At 67.7% G+C, this 18,770-nt stretch carries 15 protein-coding genes; 4 read left to right on the top strand and 11 right to left on the bottom strand.

From position 1 onward, the window contains the following. Positions 1-179: 179 nt before the first annotated feature. The 6 genes from ACYX7E_RS18130 to ACYX7E_RS18155 form a co-directional block, all read right to left on the bottom strand. Positions 180-2,360, bottom strand: coding sequence for a TonB-dependent receptor (locus tag ACYX7E_RS18130; protein ID WP_462082011.1), 2,181 nt, complete (start codon positions 2,358-2,360; stop codon positions 180-182). Between the two features lie 201 nt (positions 2,361-2,561). Further along, positions 2,562-2,783 carry a hypothetical protein gene (locus ACYX7E_RS18135; protein WP_462082012.1) on the bottom strand — a complete coding sequence of 74 codons (222 nt, stop codon included), beginning with the start codon at positions 2,781-2,783 and terminating at the stop codon, positions 2,562-2,564. Between the two features lie 44 nt (positions 2,784-2,827). Beyond that, on the bottom strand, positions 2,828-3,358 hold the full coding sequence (locus ACYX7E_RS18140) for a DUF4166 domain-containing protein (protein ID WP_462082013.1): 531 nt from the start codon (positions 3,356-3,358) through the stop codon (positions 2,828-2,830). A gap of 103 nt (positions 3,359-3,461) precedes the next feature. Beyond that, positions 3,462-5,051, bottom strand: a complete 1,590-nt coding sequence (locus ACYX7E_RS18145; RefSeq protein WP_462082014.1) for a SulP family inorganic anion transporter — start codon at positions 5,049-5,051, stop codon at positions 3,462-3,464. A 111-nt stretch (positions 5,052-5,162) separates the two neighbouring features. Then, positions 5,163-7,415 carry a TonB-dependent receptor gene (locus ACYX7E_RS18150; RefSeq protein ID WP_462082027.1) on the bottom strand — a complete coding sequence of 751 codons (2,253 nt, stop codon included), beginning with the start codon at positions 7,413-7,415 and terminating at the stop codon, positions 5,163-5,165. Positions 7,416-7,789: 374 nt separating this feature from the next. Further along, on the bottom strand, positions 7,790-8,236 hold the full coding sequence (locus ACYX7E_RS18155) for a DUF3574 domain-containing protein (RefSeq protein WP_462082028.1): 447 nt from the start codon (positions 8,234-8,236) through the stop codon (positions 7,790-7,792). A gap of 465 nt (positions 8,237-8,701) precedes the next feature. Between ACYX7E_RS18155 and ACYX7E_RS18160 the strand changes: the two genes are divergently transcribed. Continuing rightward, on the top strand, positions 8,702-11,143 hold the full coding sequence (locus ACYX7E_RS18160) for a TonB-dependent receptor plug domain-containing protein (RefSeq protein WP_462082015.1): 2,442 nt from the start codon (positions 8,702-8,704) through the stop codon (positions 11,141-11,143). Next, positions 11,133-11,633, top strand: a complete 501-nt coding sequence (locus ACYX7E_RS18165; protein WP_462082016.1) for a DUF3574 domain-containing protein — start codon at positions 11,133-11,135, stop codon at positions 11,631-11,633. Before ACYX7E_RS18160 ends, ACYX7E_RS18165 begins: the two co-directional genes overlap by 11 nt. A 136-nt stretch (positions 11,634-11,769) precedes the next feature. On the opposite strand, the gene pgeF is transcribed toward ACYX7E_RS18165, so the two are convergent. Both pgeF and rluD read right to left on the bottom strand, forming a co-directional pair. Further along, complete coding sequence (gene pgeF, locus ACYX7E_RS18170; protein ID WP_462082017.1) at positions 11,770-12,585, bottom strand: peptidoglycan editing factor PgeF; 816 nt, start codon at positions 12,583-12,585, stop codon at positions 11,770-11,772. Then, positions 12,582-13,580, bottom strand: coding sequence for a 23S rRNA pseudouridine(1911/1915/1917) synthase RluD (rluD, locus tag ACYX7E_RS18175; protein ID WP_462082018.1), 999 nt, complete (start codon positions 13,578-13,580; stop codon positions 12,582-12,584). The genes pgeF and rluD overlap by 4 nt, the downstream gene beginning before the upstream one ends. Before the next feature lie 89 nt (positions 13,581-13,669). Between rluD and ACYX7E_RS18180 the strand changes: the two genes are divergently transcribed. Beyond that, a complete protein-coding gene (locus ACYX7E_RS18180; protein ID WP_462082019.1) occupies positions 13,670-14,530 on the top strand; it encodes an outer membrane protein assembly factor BamD in 861 nt (286 codons plus the stop codon). 153 nt (positions 14,531-14,683) lie between these two features. Here ACYX7E_RS18180 and ACYX7E_RS18185 read toward each other — a convergent pair whose 3' ends face one another. Continuing rightward, the gene (locus tag ACYX7E_RS18185; RefSeq protein WP_462082020.1) at positions 14,684-15,604 is read right to left on the bottom strand and encodes a vitamin K epoxide reductase family protein; all 921 of its coding nucleotides are present in this window, start codon (positions 15,602-15,604) and stop codon (positions 14,684-14,686) included. A gap of 178 nt (positions 15,605-15,782) precedes the next feature. On the opposite strand from ACYX7E_RS18185, the gene ACYX7E_RS18190 reads away from it, so the two are divergent. Beyond that, the gene (locus tag ACYX7E_RS18190; protein WP_462082021.1) at positions 15,783-16,247 is read left to right on the top strand and encodes a GNAT family N-acetyltransferase; all 465 of its coding nucleotides are present in this window, start codon (positions 15,783-15,785) and stop codon (positions 16,245-16,247) included. A gap of 59 nt (positions 16,248-16,306) precedes the next feature. Here the strand turns inward: ACYX7E_RS18190 and ACYX7E_RS18195 are convergent, their stop codons facing one another. Beyond that, the gene (locus ACYX7E_RS18195; RefSeq protein WP_462082022.1) at positions 16,307-17,947 is read right to left on the bottom strand and encodes an NAD+ synthase; all 1,641 of its coding nucleotides are present in this window, start codon (positions 17,945-17,947) and stop codon (positions 16,307-16,309) included. Between the two features lie 206 nt (positions 17,948-18,153). Then, positions 18,154-18,630 (bottom strand): endonuclease domain-containing protein, encoded by a 477-nt coding sequence (locus tag ACYX7E_RS18200; protein WP_462082023.1) that lies wholly within the window; start codon positions 18,628-18,630, stop codon positions 18,154-18,156. Between the last annotated feature and the right edge of the window lie 140 nt (positions 18,631-18,770).

Raw genomic sequence — 18,770 nt, forward strand, 5'->3', positions numbered from 1 at the left:
GGTCCTCGTCAGGTCGGGGGTCGCGATCGCAACCCATGCCTCCTCAGATGCGGCCTCCGCCCTTCGATTCAAGCCGGCCGGCCGCTGCCCGTTGCGCGTCCATGGGGACACGCAACGGGATCGCGCCCGCCAGCCACCGGCGCAGCGCCCACGGGAGCGACGCCGGCAACGCCTTTCCGTCAGAAAATGTAGTTCGCGCTCAGCAACAGACCACGGGGTGCGCCGGGCATGCTGGTCGACCGCCAGTAGCGGGTATCGGTCAGGTTGGTCACCGCGACCGTCAGCGTCCACGGCAACAGGCGCCAGCCCACCGAGGCATCCCAGCGGGTGTATCCCGCGCGTTCGCTGGTGTTGGCGGCATCGTTGTAGATCGGGCCACGGTAGGTCACGCCGAGCTCGCCGTACCAGGGGCCTTCGGGCGCATAGCGTACGAACAGGTTGCCGGTCTTGCGGGCGACACCGAGCTTGTACTTGTCCTCGTTGGCCGGTGTCACCGTGTCCTCGGTGACCTTGGCTTCCTGCAGGCCGACGCCGCCGCGCAGGTACCAACCCGACGCCAGCCGACCCGCGAGGCTGGCCTCGATGCCACGCGAGCGCTCGCGTCCACGCACCGCCCAGGTGAACGGATCGTTCTCCGGATCCGGGCGGTAGCGGATGTTGTAGAGCTCCAGTTCGTAGACCGACAGCTGCGACGACAACCGCCCGTCCAGCCAATCGCTCTTCAGGCCGGTTTCGTACTGGCGCGAATACTGCGGCTCGGCATCGAACACCGCGTCTTCGGCCACCGCCACGCTCATCAGCCCGCGTCCGCCGTAGGGCGCGAAGTTCTTGCTGTAGGAGGCGTAGACGCTCTGCGTCTGCGTCGGCTGCCAGACCACGCCCAGGCGCGGGCTCAGCGTCGAACCGTCATAGCTGCGGCGCTGCCCGGTGATGCGGTTGAGCGAGGTGAACTCGAAGCGGTCGAAACGCGCGCCAGCCAGCACCTTCCACTGCTCGGAGACACCGATCAGGTCCTGCACGTACAACGCCTGCGCGTCGGCGCTGTGGCGGTTGGAGGTCTTGGCGTCGCCGCGCGGCGTCTTGGGCTGGGTCCAGACCGGATCGTAGGGATCGACGCCATAGGGATAGAGCAGTCCCGGGTCGGAACTTGCGGCCGACGTCGACAGGTCCGGGTTGCGCTGCTCACGGCTGTTCTCGACGCCCAAAAGGACGTCGTGGGTGATGCGTCCGGTCATGAAACGACCGCTGAGATCGACCGTGTTGCTGATCGTCTGGTTGCTGGTTTCCTGCCAGGCGCGGGTGAACGTCATCAGTCCACGCGCCGTGCACGGGCGACCGGTGGTCAGCAGGGTGCCGTCGGGACGGCAGTAGGTGCCGGCATAGAGATGATCGAAGTCCTGGCTGGACTTGTTCCAGGCCGCCGTCCACTTGACCGCCCAGTCGTCGGAGATGCGGTAGTCGAGTACCGAACGGAACGACTCCATCTCGTCCTCAATGAAGTCGTCCGGATGCGCGTAGGCGGTGCGGATCGACATGCCCTCGGGCAGCGCGTTGAACGCGGGCGCACGGTCGGGGCGACGGCGGATGTGGTCGTAGGTGTACTGCGCGAGCCAGCTCAGGCCATTGCCATTGTCGAACAGGATGCTGGGCGACAGCATCCTGTTGCGGTTGGAAATCCCGCTGCGGAAGCTGTCGGCCTGCTCGTAGTCTGCGGTCAGGCGCACGACCACGTTCGGGTTCAGGATCCGGTTGACATCGACGGTGCTGCCCTGGGTTCCCCAGGAACCGGCACGCAGGTTGACGCTGCTGACGGCATCGAAGCTGGCCTGCTTGCTGATCAGGTTGACGACGCCGCCGCCCAGGCCGCGGCCATACAGCACCGAGGCCGGTCCCTTGACGATCTCGATCCTGTCGACGTTGGCGGTGCTGCGGCGGATCTGTCCGGCATTGCGGATGCCGTCGCGATAGATGTCGTTGGAGTCGGCGGCGAAACCTCGGATGGTGATGCCATCGCCACGGGTGTCGTAGGCGGTGTCGATGCCCGGCGTGCCGTCGAGCAGCACGCTCAGGTCGTTGAGGCCGTAGACCTTGGACTTGCTCATCTCCAGCGTGTTGATGGTCTGGGGAATATCGCGCTGGGCCATGTCCATCTTGGTCGCGGTCGACACCGTCTTCTGGCGGCTGTCGTCGCGGTCGAGGGCATCGGCCGTGACGAGGATGGTATCGAGCGTGCGCGCGTCGCGCGGGGACTGCGGGTCCTGCTGGGCCAGCGCCGGAGCGGCGGAAAGCGTGGCGCAGATGACGCCGACACACAGGGACAGACGCCTGCTGGCAGGCATCCTGGAGTGAAGGATGGACACGTGATTCTTCCCGGAATGGTGGAGGCGGCGAGTGCCGTGCGTGGATATTAATGAAACGCATTACCATTTGGAAGATAGAATCATTTGCATTTGCGCCGTCCGAAGCACCCCTACTCCGCCGTGCCCCACCCGGGAGCCGCCCACGCCAGCTCCTGCCCTACGCCTGCTGACCTGCCCCGCCGCCACGCCTGCGCCTGTGCGCTAGCGGCGCCAGCACGCCTCCACGCCGGCCATCCGCAGCGCGTTGACGCCGGCATGCCAGGTACCGTCGTGGCCGAACAGCGAGTTGCTGCAGTCACTGGTGTTGAACATGCGCCGGTCGGTCGGGTTTTCGAGAGGGTGCAGTCGTCCTGCCAGCGAGAACTCGGTATGGCACGGCGCAGAGCAGAACAGCAGCCCGCCTTCGAACCATGCAGCCGTCATGAGGCACCATCGCAGCCCGCTGCGGTGTCCGAGCCCAGGCGGGCTCAGGCGGGCTCGAGCCAGCCCTCGTAGCGGATCACCGGGCCGACCAGCGGCAGCGCTGCCTCGACCAGGAATTCGTAGCGGCCTTCGTGCTCGCGTTCGCGGCAACGGACCTCGGAGAACAAGCCGGCCGGCAACGGCAGCACGCGCAGCAGGCGCACCGAGGCCACGTTCCAGTACAGCGCGCCCTCGTTGATATGCAGTTCGTAGCGCAGGCGCAGCGGTCCCAGGCGTTCGTACAGATCGCCGTCGCGGCACCACAGCCGGGAATCCATGCGGACGCTGCCGAACATGCGCTTCCAGGTCTCGCCCTTGCCGTCGCTGATGAAGTCGACCGTGGTCGGCACGTCGGCGGCCGCACGCGGCAGCCCGGCGATGCGGGCGCACAGCCGCGCCAGCGGGTTGCGTCCGCGGGTGATCGTCGCGCGCCCGCCATAACGCACCTGCCCCCGGTTGGCATGCAGCCGCCGCAACGCCTCGGGCATCGTGAAGAAAGGCGCACCCAGCACCTGCTGGAACAACGTGGGAGTCATGGACGGCGACAATGGCGGCGGAAGCGGCGCAAAGCATAGCGCCGCAGCCGACCGCCGGCACGATCCATCGATCGCCGATCGCGCAGCCTTCGGGGCGACGCCGTCAGTCGGCCTGCCGCGTCTGCCGCTGCAGCGACAGCAAGGTCAGCAATGCGGCCAGCACCACGTAGGCGCCGGCGAACTGCCAGGCGATCGTCTGCCGCAGCCCGGTCAGCGTCCACGGCAGGTAGATGCCGCCGGCCGGATCGACCGAATGGATCAGCCCGAACAGCGTCAATCCAGCCGACACCAGCAGCAACACCGACGCCAACCGCAGGCGATGCTCGATGACCGCGACCACGGCGGCGGCCCACAGCATCGCAGTGATGATGAAGCCGTTACCCAGCGTGATGATCGTCGCCAGCTCCGGCAGGCCGTGGCTGCCGACATCGGCATACAGTTCGGCGATGCGTTCCGGGGGCAGCCAGCCCGGCAGCTTGATCGCCAGCAGGTAGGCGACCGACGGCAGGAACGCCAGCACGACGGCCGGCGCATGCTGGCGCGGCGTGCTGTGGAATGCCTGGATCGTGATGTCGATGCCGACATAGACGATGATCGGCGCCAGCACCGCCAGCGGCAGCCACTGCACCAGTCCGGCGACCACGCCGAGCATGCCGCCGATGCCGATGAACAGCCCCGTCAGCAGCGTGTAGCCGGTGCGCGCGCCCATGTGCTTGTACGCCGGCTGGCCGATGTAGGGCGTGGTCTGCGCGACGCCGCCGCAAAAGCCGGCCACCAGCGTCGACACCGCCTCGGCCAGCAGCACGTCGCGGGTGCGGTAGTCGTCGCCTGCGGCGCGAGCGCTTTCGCTGACGTTGATGCCGCCGATGACCATCAGCAGGCCGAACGGCAACAGCAGCGGCAGGTACGGCACGGTCGCCGGCAGGCCCTCGACAAAGCCGAGGTTCGGCCACGGCAGCACCAACGCCATCGGCAGTGCATCCGGCAATGCGAAGCCGGGGGTGCCCCAGCCCGACAGGCCGAGCCCGTAGTACAGCGACGTGCCGACGATGAAGGCCAGCAGCACGCCGGGAATCCGGATCGGCAGGCGTCCCTTCGCGATCAGGATGTAAACCAGGAGGCCCAGCGTGGCCAGCCCAACCACCGGATTGCGCAGCGTTTCGATCAGCGGCAGGAAGCCGAGCAGGATCAGCGCGGCGCCACCGATCGATCCGAGCAGTGCGGCGCGCGGCAGCACCCGCGTCACCCAGTCGCCAGCGAACGACAGCACCAGTTTCAACAGGCCCATGACCACCAGCGAGGCCATGCCGAGCTGCCAGGTCGCGATCGCGGCGGACTGGTCGTCGAGCCCCTGCTGCCTGAAACCGACAAAGGCCGGACCGAGCACCAGCAGGGCCATGCCGATGCTGGTCGGCGCATCCAGGCCGAGCGGCATCGCGGTGACATCGTCTCGACCGGTGCGGATCGCCAGCCGTCGTCCCATCCAGGTGTAGATCAGGTTGCCGACCAGCACGCCCAGCGCAGTGCCGGGAAACATCCGCGTGAACACCACGTCGGCCGGGAATCCGAAGATCCCGATCAAGGCCATCGCGATGAAACCCAGGATCGACAGGTTGTCGACGACCAGGCCGAAGAAGCCGTTGAGGTCGCCGGCGACGAACCAGCGCGGGGCGTGTGGGGGCGATGCGGTCATGACATGCGAACCAGGATCAGGAGGGATGGATGCGGCCTTGGCCACGACCTGGAATCAGGACGCGGCCAAGGCCGGGAGGCGGTGGGAGACGGCTGAGACCGCCTCCGGACCTCAGAACCGTGCGGTGAACTCGAGTCCGAACGTGCGCGGCTCGTTGAGGAAGCCGGTCAGGTTGTTGAAATCGATGCCGCCGACCACGCGCGTGGTGTCGGTGATGTTGCGGCCGAAGATCGCGATTTCGTAATCGCCCTGGTTCCAGTTGTAGCCCGCACGCAGGCCTCCTTCCAGCGAGGACTTGCCGGTGAATTCCACCGACTCGTACAGGAAGAAGTTGACCTCGCTGCGGTAGGCCCAGTCTGTGAACACGAAGAACTCGCCACCGTCGCCGAGCGGGATGCCGTAGCGCGCGGTCACCGCGTGCACCCACTTGGGCGCCTGCGGCAGCGGGTTGCCGCCGATGTAGAAGAACCCGGTCGGATTGCCTAGGCCATCGAGCACCGGCGCGTTGGTGACCGTGCAGCCGCCACCGCAACCGGCGACCGCCAGGTTGCCGTCCTTGATCTCGGTGTCGTTGTAGCTGCTGCCCAGGGTCACGCGCAGGCGATCGGTCAGGTAGGCCTCGAGGTCGAGTTCGAAGCCCTGGCCGACGCTCTTGTCGGCATTGAGCAGATTGGCCTGGTTGGTCGCGCCACCGACCGCGATCAACTGCTGGCCGTCGACGTTGTAGCGGAACAGGTTGAAGCCCAGGCGCGCACGCCGGTCGAACAGGTCGGCCTTGACGCCGATCTCGTAGGAGATCACTTCCTCGGAATCGGCCGTCGACACACCGCCGAACGCCAGGCGGCCCTGGATCGACGGCGCGCGAAAGCCCTTGGCGACGCGTCCGTAGACATTGATGTTGTCGGTGGCCGCATAGACCGCGCTGAGGTCCCAGCTGACGTCGTCGACATCGGTGCTGGTCACGTAGGGGCCGGAGACCTGGGTCGCGCCGCTGCCGGGGTCGCCAGCGGCCTCGAGCACGCTGGCGCTGAAGTCCTTCTGGTCCTGGGTATAGCGCAGGCCGCCGCGCAGCTTGAGCTTGTCGGTGACGTCGAACTCGGTCGATGCGAACACCGCCCAGGCCTCGTTGCGCTGCTGTTGCACGGCATGGCCGCGTTGCGGGTTGCCCGGTGCCAGCGAGTTGTAGTTGAAGCTGTCGATGGTGATGTCTTCGTCGAACCAGAACAGGCCGGCCTGCCAGTTGAAGCGCCCGTCGTAGTCCGATTCCAGGCGCAGTTCCTGGGTGATCTGGCGATGGTCCGGCAAGCCGTCGGCGGACTCGGACGGGAACGGAATGAAGCCCGGTCCCCCACCCGTCGGCAGGAAGGCCGCGCCATAACCACCATCGATGTCGCCGCGATTGAAGGACTCGGCGGTTTCGTAGCCGGTAATCGAGTGCAAACTCAGGTTGCCGAAGTCCCAGCGCAGGCGCGCACTGCCGCCCCATGTCTCGAGCTCCGAACGGTTGACCGCATCGATCGCCACGCGCGTGCGGTCGAAACCGGGCACCAGATTGTTGGTGCCGGGCTGGATGATGTTGGCGCGGAACACGCGCGCGGTGCCGTCGAGGTCGCGACGATGCAGGTTGAACAGGCCCTGGAAGGCATCGCCTTCGTAGAGGAACTGCAGCCGCACGGCGGATTCGTCGTAGCCCTCCAGGCCATCGCTCGGCCCGGCGGTGTAGGTGTTGCGCACGGTGTCGTCGCGATGCTGGTACAGCGCCGACACGCGCGCCGACCAGCGCGGCGACAGCGCACCGCCCACCGCGGCCTCGACGTTGAACAGGTTGTCGGTGCCATAGCCGACCTGCGCATAGCCGCCGAACGCCTGCGTCGGCTTGGCCGACTCGAACTTGACCACGCCGGCCGGCGTATTACGGCCGAACAAGGTGCCCTGCGGACCACGCAGGACTTCGATGCGCTCCAGGTCGAACACCGGGAAGCCCTTCAGCAGCGGGCTTTCCTGCACCACTTCGTCATAGACCAGCGACACCGGCTGCGAGGCATTGAGATCGAAATCGGTATTGCCCAGCCCACGGATGTAGAAGCGGGGGAACGCGCGACCGTACGAAGACTCGATGTTGAGGCTCGGCACGCGACCCGACAGGAAGCGGACGTCGCCGCCGCCCGACCCCAGCACGTCGAGCGGTTCGCCCGACAGCGTCGTGATCGACACCGGCACGTCCTTGACGTTTTCCACGCGCCGCTGCGCGGTGACCTGCAGAGTGTCGAGGGTGACGGCACCTTCGCTCGGCGGGGCCTGCTGCGCCATCGCCAGCATCGGTAGTGACAGTGCAGCGGCCAGCAGGGAGCGGCGGAACAGCACCGGTGCAACGCGGGGAGAGGTTGGCCTGGACATCATGGTTTCCTGATGATCGGGAGAGCAAGAAAGGGAGCACACGTCGCACCGGACCTGCATCGCCTGCATGGAGCAACACGGTGAACGAGCGACGGAACATGCGGGAGTGCAACACTGGAGCACGACGCCCGCGCTCGGCACGCGAGCCGGGCATCGGATCGGAACAGGCCGACACCGCGATGTCCTGCGCGTCGGCCGGGCGACAGCCTGCCGCAGAAAGACGGTGCGGCGGTGCCGTTGGAACCTGTCGAACCTTGTCCGTACTTATTTGCAGCTTTGCGGGGGCTTGCGACAGACGCGCCGCGAGCGTGCGCCTGCGCGGCCGCACGCTCGATACGCGATCAGAACGACACTTCGACCGGTTGCCGCGACCACAGCACCGACTGGTGGCCGGTTGCCTGCTTCCACGCCAGCCGGATCGCCTCGATATCGGCGGTGCGCTGCGGCGTGTCCTCGTGCAGGATCACCAATACTTTCGACTGCAACCGGTTGGGTTCCGGGTTGCCGCGGAACAGCCATTGGCCGTAGGCATCGAACACGGTCAAGCCATCGGGGAAGCGCGGCGTGACCTCCTTGTCCAGGAACGTGCGCCACTGGGTCTCGCCAACAACGGGATTGGCGGGCGTTTCGCCCGCGTCCTTGCCGACGCCGAAGTACAATTCACTGCGGACCCAGCCCTGCGCCTGTTCCGGTCTGGCAGCATCGCCCTGGAACGTGGCGGTGACCGCGGCCGGGCGTGCGGCCTCATTGCCCTGGATGGCATGGCTCGCGCAGGCCACCTGCAGCATCAACAGCAGCGGCAATGCGCCACGAAACATCTTCATCCACTTATTCCCGTATCGAATGTTGAAATGACCAACGCCACCGAAGCGCGCGCCAGCAGTCGCTGCAGGCACGATACGGGTAGACGCGAGCGGCATTGTTGCCATGCGTACAACACTGTAACGCGATCCGCCGACTCGACGGCGCCGGGCGCACATGAAGTAATGCAGGCGTCTTCATCCCGGCCGCCGTCTTCATGACGGCGGCCGCGTCTGGAGTGCCCCGGATGCACCGCCGGTCCAGCATGGTCGAGACCACCCCTGAACTGGCATGCCCGACCTGACGTGCCTGAGCGGCCAGCTCCCGACCGATCGACCCGACAGCCCGGATTCCAGACCAGATTCACCCGCTTTGCCCCAGCCACAAACCCGACCCCGAGCCGCTGCGGATCCCCGCAGTGACCCATCTTCCTCCCTGAACGGATATTCCCCATGCACGGTTACCGCGTGACGCCGATTGCCCTGGCGATCGCCCTCGCCCTCCCCGCCGCCGCTTCTGCCCAGTCGACCACGACGCCCGCCGGCAGCGCGCCCACTTCGCTGGATGCGGTCATCGTCACCGGCACCCGGGCGCGCGATCGGACCGTGCTCGAATCCACCGTCCCGGTCGACGTGCTCAGCGCCGAGGACATCCGCAAGGCCGGCGTGCTCAACGGTGAGCTCGGCAGCGCCCTGCAGGCCCTGCTGCCGTCGTTCAACTTCCCGCGACAGTCCAACTCCGGCGGCGCCGACCATGTCCGCGCGGCGCAGCTGCGCGGCCTGGCGCCCGACCAGGTACTGGTGCTGATCAACGGCAAGCGTCGCCACACCTCGGCCCTGGTCAGCACCGGCTCGAAAATCGGCCGCGGCACCACTCCGGTCGACTTCAATGCGATCCCGGTCAGTGCGGTCAAGCGCATCGAAGTGCTGCGTGACGGCGCCGGTGCGCAGTACGGCTCCGACGCGGTGGCCGGCGTGGTCAACATCATCCTCGACGACGCCCCCGAGGGCGGCGCCTGGGAAGCCAGCTACGGCCTGCACCACACCGACGTCGAGCCGATCAACCAGACCGTGACCGACGGCCAGACCTCGTTCCTCAGCGGCAAGGTCGGCACCGGCATCGGCGATGGCGGCTTCTTCCGCGTCGGTTTCGAACTCAAGAACCGCGAAGCGACCAACCGCGCCGGCTTCGACCAGATCCCGCCGTGGGACCAGACGCCAACCAACCTGACCGTACAGGGCCAGCGCAACTACCACCTTGGCGATGGCAAGTCCAAGGACCTCAACGCCTGGCTCAACAGCGAACTGCCGATCGGCGAGAACACCACGCTGTACGCATTCGGTACCTACAACCAGCGCGACACGCAGGGCGCGAACTACTTCCGCTATCCCGATGGCGCCGCCAACTGGCCCGAGGTCTATCCCAATGGCTTCCGTCCGGTGTCACTGGGCGAGAACCTCGATGTCGCCGCCGTCGGCGGCGTGCGTGGACGCCTGGGCGAATGGGACTTCGATGCCAGCCTCAACCATGGCCGCAACGAGTTCACCTACCGCCTGCGCGATTCGATCAACAGCTCGCTCGGCCCGACCAGCCCGACCCGCTTCAAGACCGGCGACTACGAGTCCTCGCAGACGCTCGCCAACTTCGACCTCAGCCGCAGCTTCGAGCAGGGCAACAACGTCCACACCTTCGCCACCGGCATCGAGTTCCGCGTCGAGAACTACGAGACGGGTGCCGGCGATCCGGCCAGCTACGCCACCGGGCCGTTCACCGATCGCCCGGCCGGCTCGCAGTCCGGTGGCGGCCTGACACCGCAGGACCAGGCCGACCTCGACCGCGATGTCTCCAGCGTGTTCGCCAGCGTGTCCAGCAGCTTCGGCGAGAAGTTCAGCACCGATGCCGCCGTGCGTTACGAGCACTACAGCGACTTCGGCGGCGAGCTGACCGGCAAGCTGGCCGCGCGCTACGAGTTCACGCCTGCGTTCGCACTGCGCGGCGCGGTGTCCAACAACTTCCGCGCGCCGTCTCTGGCGCAGATCGGCTACGAGTCGACCAGCACCGGCTACAACGCCGCCGGCCAGATCGTCCAGGGCCGCCTGCTGTCGGTCAACAACCCGATCGCGCATGCCCTCGGCGCCACCGACCTGAAGCCGGAGAAGTCGATCAACGCCAGCCTCGGTTTCACCAGCCGCATCGGCGACCACTTCGACCTGTCGCTGGACCTGTTCCACATCGACATCGACGATCGCGTCGCGTTGTCGGAAGCCATCACCGGCGATGCCCTGACCGATTTCGTCGACGCCAACTTCGATGTCGCCCGGATCGAGAGCGCCAGCTTCTTCGTCAACGCCGCCGACACCCGCACCCAGGGCGCCGAGATCGTCGCCAACTGGCGCGATGAACTGGCAGGCGGCAACCTGTTGCTGACCGGCACCTACAGCTACGCCAAGACCGAGCTGAAGAACATCGTCGCCACCCCGTCGCAGCTGACCGCGCTGGATGCGAGCTACGTGCTGTTCGGCGTCGAGGAAAGCAACACGCTGACCGAAGCGGCGCCGCGCACCCGCGCGCAGTTCAGCGCCAACTGGAACAACGACAGCTGGAACCTGCTCGGGCGCGTCAGCCGCCACGGCAGCGCCAAGCGCGTGTTCAACTTCGGCGGCGGCTTCGAGCCCGAACAGGTCTACAGCACCAAGTGGCAGCTGGATGCGGAAGTGGAATACCGCATCAGCCAGCGCTGGACCGTGGCACTGGGCGGCCTGAACCTGACCGACGAGTACGCGGACCTGTCGAACGAAGACATCTATTACTTCGGCAACCTGCCCTACGACGTGCTGTCCCCGATCGGCAGCAACGGCGCGTACTACTACACCCGCGTCCGCTATGCGTTCTGATCGGACGCGCCGCCGGCAGCGCAGCCTCGTGCTGGCCTCGCTGCTGGCGGCCACCGCCGCCTGGCCGGCGTCATGGGCTGCGACGCCGGCGGCCGCCGGCGTTGCGGACGGGCCGCAGGCAGCCGCCCCGGCTGCACAGACCTTGCTGCGCACCGAGCTGTTCTTCGAGCGTGTCGATGCAACGGCCTGGGCCGACTTCCTGGACAAGGAGGTCACGCCGCGCTTTCCCGACGGGCTGACCTGGCTGGACGTCAACGGCCAATGGCGTGGTCCCAGCGGCGGCCCGGAACCGATGCCGTCGCGGTTGCTGATCGTGCTGCATGCCGACAACCCGCACAACGAACAGGCCCTGCAGGACATCGCCCGCCAGTTCCATGCGCGTTTCGGCACCCACGTGCTGGTGGCCTCGCAACCGGTTCGCGCCCGCGATGCCGACTGGACCGAACAGCGGATCCAGGGCAACCCGCAACTGTCGCCAAAGCCGGACTGAGGTTCCACGCGCGGGCATGACCGCCTGCTTCTATGTAGCCGCGCAACACCTGAAGACAGGCGCTCCTGAAGGAGCGCCATCGGCACGCATCACCGTCTGTCCTGACGCGTCCTGGGGACGCCCCGCCACGCTGCCGTCAGACCCGCCAGACCACCGTCGCCATGCGGCCGCTGCGGCGGTCGCGGCGATGCGAGAAGAAGCGCTGCGGATCGGAGATCGTGCACAGATCGCCGCCATGGATCTCATCGGCCGCGAGGCCTGCCGCCTGCAGCCGCATCCGCGCCAGCGCATACAGATCGACCCGCCAGTGGCCCGGACGTGTCTCGACGAAGGCCGCTGTCGCGGCGGCATCGCGCTGCACGAAGGCCTCGTAGACCTCGAGGCCGATCTCATAGACCTGCGGCCCTGCCGCCGGTCCCAGCCAGGCGACGACCTCGGAGGCCGGCGTCCGCATCGCGGCCACGGTGGCCTCGAGCATGCCGTTGGCCAGGCCTTTCCATCCGGCATGCGCCGCCGCGACTTCGCCGCCATCGCGCGCGGCAAACACGACCGGCAGGCAATCGGCGGTCAGGATCGCCAGCACCACGCCCGGGGTCGACGTCACCGCGGCATCGGCCTCGGGCTCAGGCTGTTCCGTAGCGGACGGTCCCGTAGCGGACAGCGCCGCATCGGACCGTCCCTCATTGGGTGTGTCGAACCGCACGACCTGGGTGCCATGCACCTGGCTCAGCCAGTGCGGCGGCGACGGCAGGCCGAAGTCGCGCGCCAGCTGCGCGCGGTTGCGCGCGACGGCCTCGGCCGAATCCCCGTCTGCCGCCTTGAAATTGCCCAGGTTGAAATGGTCGAACGGCGCACTGGACACCCCGGCGCCATGCCGCAGCGTGGTGAACGCCCGCACGTTGGCCGGGAACGGCGCGTGCGCCGCCAGCAACGCCGTCGACGCATCGATCACCGGCGACGATCCCCGTCGGTATCGACATGCTGGCGGGCATCGTCGCGCAGCACCTTCAGCAGGCGCTGCATGTCTTCGGGCAACGGCGCGGTGCAGCGGATCGTCTCGCCGCTGGCCGGGTGCACGAACTCCAGGGTCTCGGCATGCAGCGCCTGGCGACGGAACTGACGCAGCGTCTGCACCACGGTCTCGTCCGCGCCCTTGGGCAACTTGACCGGGCCGCCGTACAGCGGGTCGCCGAGGATCGGATGCTTCAGGTGCGACATGTGCACGCGGATCTGGTGGGTGCGGCCGGTTTCCAGACGGCACTCCAGCGCAGTATGGGCACGGAAGCGCTCGCGCAGCCGGTAGTGGGTGACCGCATCGCGGCCGTCCTCGCGCACGGCCATGCGCAGGCGATCGCGCGGATGGCGGTCGATCGGGGCATCGGCGGTGCCGCCAGAGACCAGCGCGCCCACGACCACGGCCAGGTACTGGCGATGCACCTCGCGCGACGACAGCTGCGACACCAGGGCCGTCTGGGCCTGTACGGTGCGCGCGACGACCATGACCCCGGAGGTGTCCTTGTCGAGGCGGTGGACGATGCCGGCACGCGGCAGGGCCGCCAGCGAGGCATCGCGGTACAGCAGCGCATTGACCAGGGTGCCGTCGGGGTTGCCGGCGCCCGGATGGACGACCAGCCCAGCCGGCTTGTCGATGACGAAGACCTCGCTGTCCTCGTACAGGACCTGCAGCGGGATGTCCTGCGGCACGGCCTCGGTCTGCATGTCCAGGATGATGTTCAGGCTGACCGCCTCGCCGCCGCGCACCGGCTCGCGCGGCCGCACCTCCTTGCCGTCGAGCAGGACGTCGCCGCTCTTGATCCAGCCCGACAGGCGGGCCCGGGAGAATTCCGGGAACAGCTCGGCCAGCACAGCGTCGAAACGGCGCCCCGCGGCGGAGTCGGGCACGGTGGCGGTGCGGCTGGCGGCGGGATCTTGCCCTGGTGATGGCATATGGACGGCTTCGGTTCAGGAGAGGGGGCCGGGGGCATGGCCCGGACTGCTATTATCGTCGCTTCGCGCCTCTGATGCCCCGACCGCCCATGACCCGACGTTCATCCTTCCCTTTCCGCGTGGCGTTGATCCTGATTGTCGCCGTGCTGACCACGTCGGGCTGTGCACGCATCAAGGGGGCGTTCAAGGACAAGGACGAAAACGAAGGCGTGCCCGTCGAGGAGCTCTACGACAAGGGCCACGCGTCGATGCGCAACGGCAACTGGAACAACGCCGTGGTGACCTACCGTCGCCTGGTCGCCCAGTACCCGTACGGCAGCTACACCGAGCAGGCGCTGGTCGAGACCGCGTTCGCGCAGTACAAGATGGGCAGCAACGAAGAGGCGATCTCCAGCATCGACCGTTTCCTGCGTACCTATCCGACCCACCGCAACACGCCCTACATGTATTACCTGCGCGGCCTGGTGAACTCGAGCCGCGACACGGTGTTCCTGCAGCGGGTCTGGAACCTCGACGCCAGCCGGCGCGACCTGGCCACGCCGACGCAGGCCTACAACGACTTCAACATCGTCACCGAGCGCTTCCCGAACAGCCGCTATGCCAGCGACGCGCGCGACCGCATGGCGCGCCTGCGCGACATGTTCGCCCGCCACGACATCGAAGTGGGCCTGTACTACCTGCGCCGCGGCGCCTGGGTCGCGGCGTCCGAGCGGGCCAAGTACGTGCTCGAGACCTTCCCGCAGAGCAGCTTCCAGTACGACGCCGTCGCGATCCTGGCCGCCTCCTACGAGCGCCTGGGCAACGAGACGCTGCACAAGGACGCCGAGCGCGTGCTGAAGCAGAACGAGCCCGACCACGCCTATTTCTCCGGTGGCTGGCCGAACTACCCGTGGACGATCCGCAAGCTCAACCCGTTCGCCGGCGAGAAGTCCGCGCTCGACAACGACTGACGCCGACGCACGATCACGCGAAACCGCAACGCCGCCCTTGGGCGGCGTTGTCGTCTCCGGGATACGCCCATGTCATGTGGACGCGCGCCACCGGGCGCGAATCGCATCCCACGCGCGCCGCGCATTCGCGGCTGAAGCCGCTCCCACAGCGCATCAGTCGGCGCTGTCGGCCTTGCCGAAGCGGTTCCAGTCGAAGCCCGTCATCCGCGCCAGCCGCTCCGGTTCGATGACCTCGACGTACTGCTGGCCCTCGATGATCCAGGTCGGAAACCCGGTGATACGCGCGCTGACGCAATCGAAGGCCATCGCACTGCCGCGCCCGTTGGGCGAGCACTCGACATACGGCAGGCGCGGCTCGGACGCGCCGAACATCTTCGCCTGTTCGCGGCAGTTGGGGCACCAGGAGGCGCCGTAGTACTTCGCACCCGACTGCTCGAGGTGCTCGGCCAGTGCGCGCAGGCGTGGATCTTCCGGACGCTGTTGCAGCAGACCCGTCGACGACACATGCAGGGTGGCCAGCAGGGCGACGACGACCAGGCCATTACCGAGCAGCCACGGCGTCCAGCGCGCGCCCGGCGCGGCCTCGGGGCGACGCAGGCATTGCAGGACGAAGATCGCCGAGATGATCGCCAGCGACAGCAGGCACCACAGGCACACCGCCTGCAGCGCGATCCAGCCGGCCAGCGTCAGGTAGACGCTGATCGCCACACCCCACAAGGACAGCCGCCACGACCAGCGCCAGCGCTGCAGGCGCGAACGCGCGCGCCATGCGACCAGGGCAAGCAAGGCATACAGGCCACATCCCCACAGCGCGATCGGCAGACCCAGCAGGCGCGACCACTGGCTCTGCTGGACGACATCGCATCCCGAACCGCTGGCGCAGAACGCCGGAGCGCTGGCGCTCCAAGCGACCAGGGTCAGGTAGGCGGTCAACAGCATGCCCAGCAGCGCCAATCCAAGGACCAGGCGGTCCGCTGGCAAACGCGGCTTCGCCGGAGCGGTCGAGGACGGCCGCGATGCATCCTGCGCCACGCCCTGCCGGTGCTGCTTGTGACCACGGGTCTTCCTGCTCATGCGCAAACCGCTTCCATTGCCTGTCGGAGGCGCTACCTTACCCGAGCGCGCGGGACGCGGCAGCCCCGCCCGGCCGGCGCGCGCAATCCCTGCCGCCCCCTGCGCCGCACACGGCTCCCAAGCCCAACACGCCCAACAAGACGTCACACCCCACGCCCCACCAACCCGCGACGCAACGATGTCCCTGCAGATCCGTCCGATCACCGCCGCCGAGACCTGGCCGATCCGCCACCTTGCGATGTGGCCCGAGCGCGATCCCGCGTTCGTGCGGCTGCCCGGCGACGACGATGCCGAACACTTCGGCCTGTTCACCGGCACGCAGGCCGACGCGTCACTGGTCTCGGTGATCTCGCTGTTCCGCGACGACGACGATGCGCAGTTCCGCAAGTTCGCGACGCTGCCCCAGGCGCAGGGGCTGGGACATGGCGGCGCACTGCTGCAGTTCCTGGTCCGGCATGCGCAGGCGCAGTCGGTGCGGCGGCTCTGGTGCAACGCGCGCGTCGAACGCAGCCACTTCTATGCGCGCCATGGCTTTGTGCCGGCCGGCGCGCCGTTCTCCAAAAACGGACGCGACTACATCCGGATGGAACGCGTCAGCATGAAGCGCGTCAGGATGGAGCACGACACCGCGCGCGCGGAGTAAGGCCGCAACGCCGGCATCGCGCCCTCAATGCTTGCGCTGAGCGCAACCGCACTCCCGGCTCAGGCGCCGTACCCGCTGCTGATCGGATAGCGACGCTCGCGACCGAAGGCCCGTCGCGACACCTTGGGCCCGGGTGCGGCCTGGTGGCGCTTCCACTCGCTGATCCGCACCAGCCGCAGCATGCGGTCCACGACGGCGGCATCGAAGCCCGCGGCGACGATCTCGTCGCGCGACTGTTCCTGGTCGATATGCCGCAGCAGGATCGCGTCGAGCACGTCGTACGGCGGCAACGAATCCTGGTCGAGCTGGTTGTCGCGCAGCTCCGCCGACGGCGGTCGCGTGATCACGCCCGGGGGCACCACCGGCGCGCCGCCCACGGTGTTGCGCCATTTCGCCAGGCCATAGACCTCGGTCTTGTAGAGGTCCTTGATCGGCGCGTAGCCGCCGCACATGTCGCCGTAGATCGTCGCGTAGCCAACGGCATATTCGCTCTTGTTGCCGGTCGTCAGCAGCAGGCCGCCGAACTTGTTCGACAACGCCATCAGCATCGCGCCGCGGATGCGCGACTGCAGGTTTTCCTCGGTGGTGTCGGCCGGCCGGCCTTCGAAGGTCTCCGCCAGCGTGTCCAGGAAGCCCTGGAACGGCCGCTCGATCGGCAACGCCAGCAGGCGTACGCCGAGCGCGTCGCACTGCTCCTGCGCCAGGTCGTTGGACAGGCCCGCGGTATAGCGCGACGGCATACGCACGGCGGTGACGTTCTCCGCGCCCAGCGCATCGACCGCCATCGCCAGCACCACCGACGAATCCAGCCCGCCCGACAGTCCCAGCCAGGCCTGCTTGAAGCCATTCTTGCCGCAGTAGTCCTGGATGCCACGGGTCACCGCGCGCCAGGCCAGCGCGTCCATGCTTTCGTCGCCGTCATCGGTCCACTGCAACGGTTCGAACCGGCGCGTAGCCGTGTCGTAATCGACCACCAGCCACTGGTCGGCGAACGCGACCGCCGCCGGATGCACGGTGCCGTCGCCATCGGCCACGACCGAGGCGCCATCGAAGACCAGCGCGTCCTGCCCGCCGACGACATTGAGATAGGCGATCGCGGCACCGGTTTCGCGCGTGCGCTCGGCCAGCAGCGCATCGCGCTGGGCGTGCTTGCCGCGCTCGAACGGCGAGGCATTGGGCACCAGCACTAGGCCAGCGCCCTGGGCCACGGTGTCGGCCAGCGGCTCGGCGAACCACAGGTCCTCGCAGATCACCAGGCCCACGGTCGCGCCCTTGACGTCGAACACGCAGGCGCCGCCATCGGGATCGACGTGGAAGTAGCGGCGCTCGTCGAACACGTTGTAGTTGGGCAGCTCGCGCTTGCGGTAGGTCGCCTCGACCTTGCCGTCGCGCAGCACGCTGGCCGCGTTGTAGAGGATGCTGCCGGCCGATTGCGGCCAGCCGACGACGGCGACGATGCCGCCGGTCGCGGCCTTGGCGACCTCGTGCAACGCGGCCTCGCAGTCGGCCAGGAACGACGGCCGCATCAGCAGGTCTTCCGGCGGATAGCCGCTGATCGCGAGTTCGGGAAACAGCACGATGTCGGCACCGTACTCGTCGCGCGCCTCGGCGATCATCTGCGCGATGCGCAGGGTGTTCTGGCGCACAGCGCCGACCGGGAAATCGAACTGGGCCAGCGCAATGCGGAGCGAAGGGGACATGGCGACATCCTGTAGCGGGTCAGGCGCTGCCCGATGGAAGCGCCGCAATCAGAGCCTGCTCACGATCTGTCGCGAGTGCAGGCAGGTGGCGCTTGGCGGAGCGCGGAAAACCCAGTGTAGGTGCAGACGTGTAGTTGCAGATACGTGGATTTTTCAGGCACCGCAGGCGCAAAGATGCCAAGCGCGGCAGGATCGTGGACAGGTGCTCAGGGATCGGACCACGCGGCACCGATCCTGCACACCGCGATTGTCCCAGAAACGGCGGACGACATCGGCCCTGGCGCGCGCCTGGGGCGGCGGCCCCAGCGCTGCAGCCAGCCGGCCTCTCCCTCGCCGCGATCCCGACGCCGCGCCACGCAGGCATCGATGACCTCCAGCACCGTCGCGGTGCGCACCAGCACGTCGTGGTTCCAGAACCGCAGCACCTGGAAACCACGGCGCACCAGGAAGGTATTGCGCATCATGTCGCTGGCAGCCGCCGGATGCTGGGCGCCATCGAGTTCGATGACCAGGCTGGCCTCCTGGCTGATGAAGTCCGCCACGTAGGGCCCAACCGCGCCCTGCCTGCGGAAGGCCACCGTCGACCTTGCGCGGTCGCGCAGATGGAACCACAGCAGGCGCTCGGCATCGGTCATGTCCTGGCGCTGGTGCCGGAAACGGCGTGTCTTGTCGATATTGCGCATCCTTGCGCTCCCTGGTGTGGTTGAGCTCCAGCTTCCCACCACGCCGCGACCGGGGCCATCGGACAACGCCCCATCGCGGTGTCCGGATTCGTCCTGGGCGCGCGCGACAAATCCCCAAACTTCACGCCCTCACCGGCTTT

It is taken from the genome of Luteimonas sp. RIT-PG2_3 (assembly GCF_054902115.1).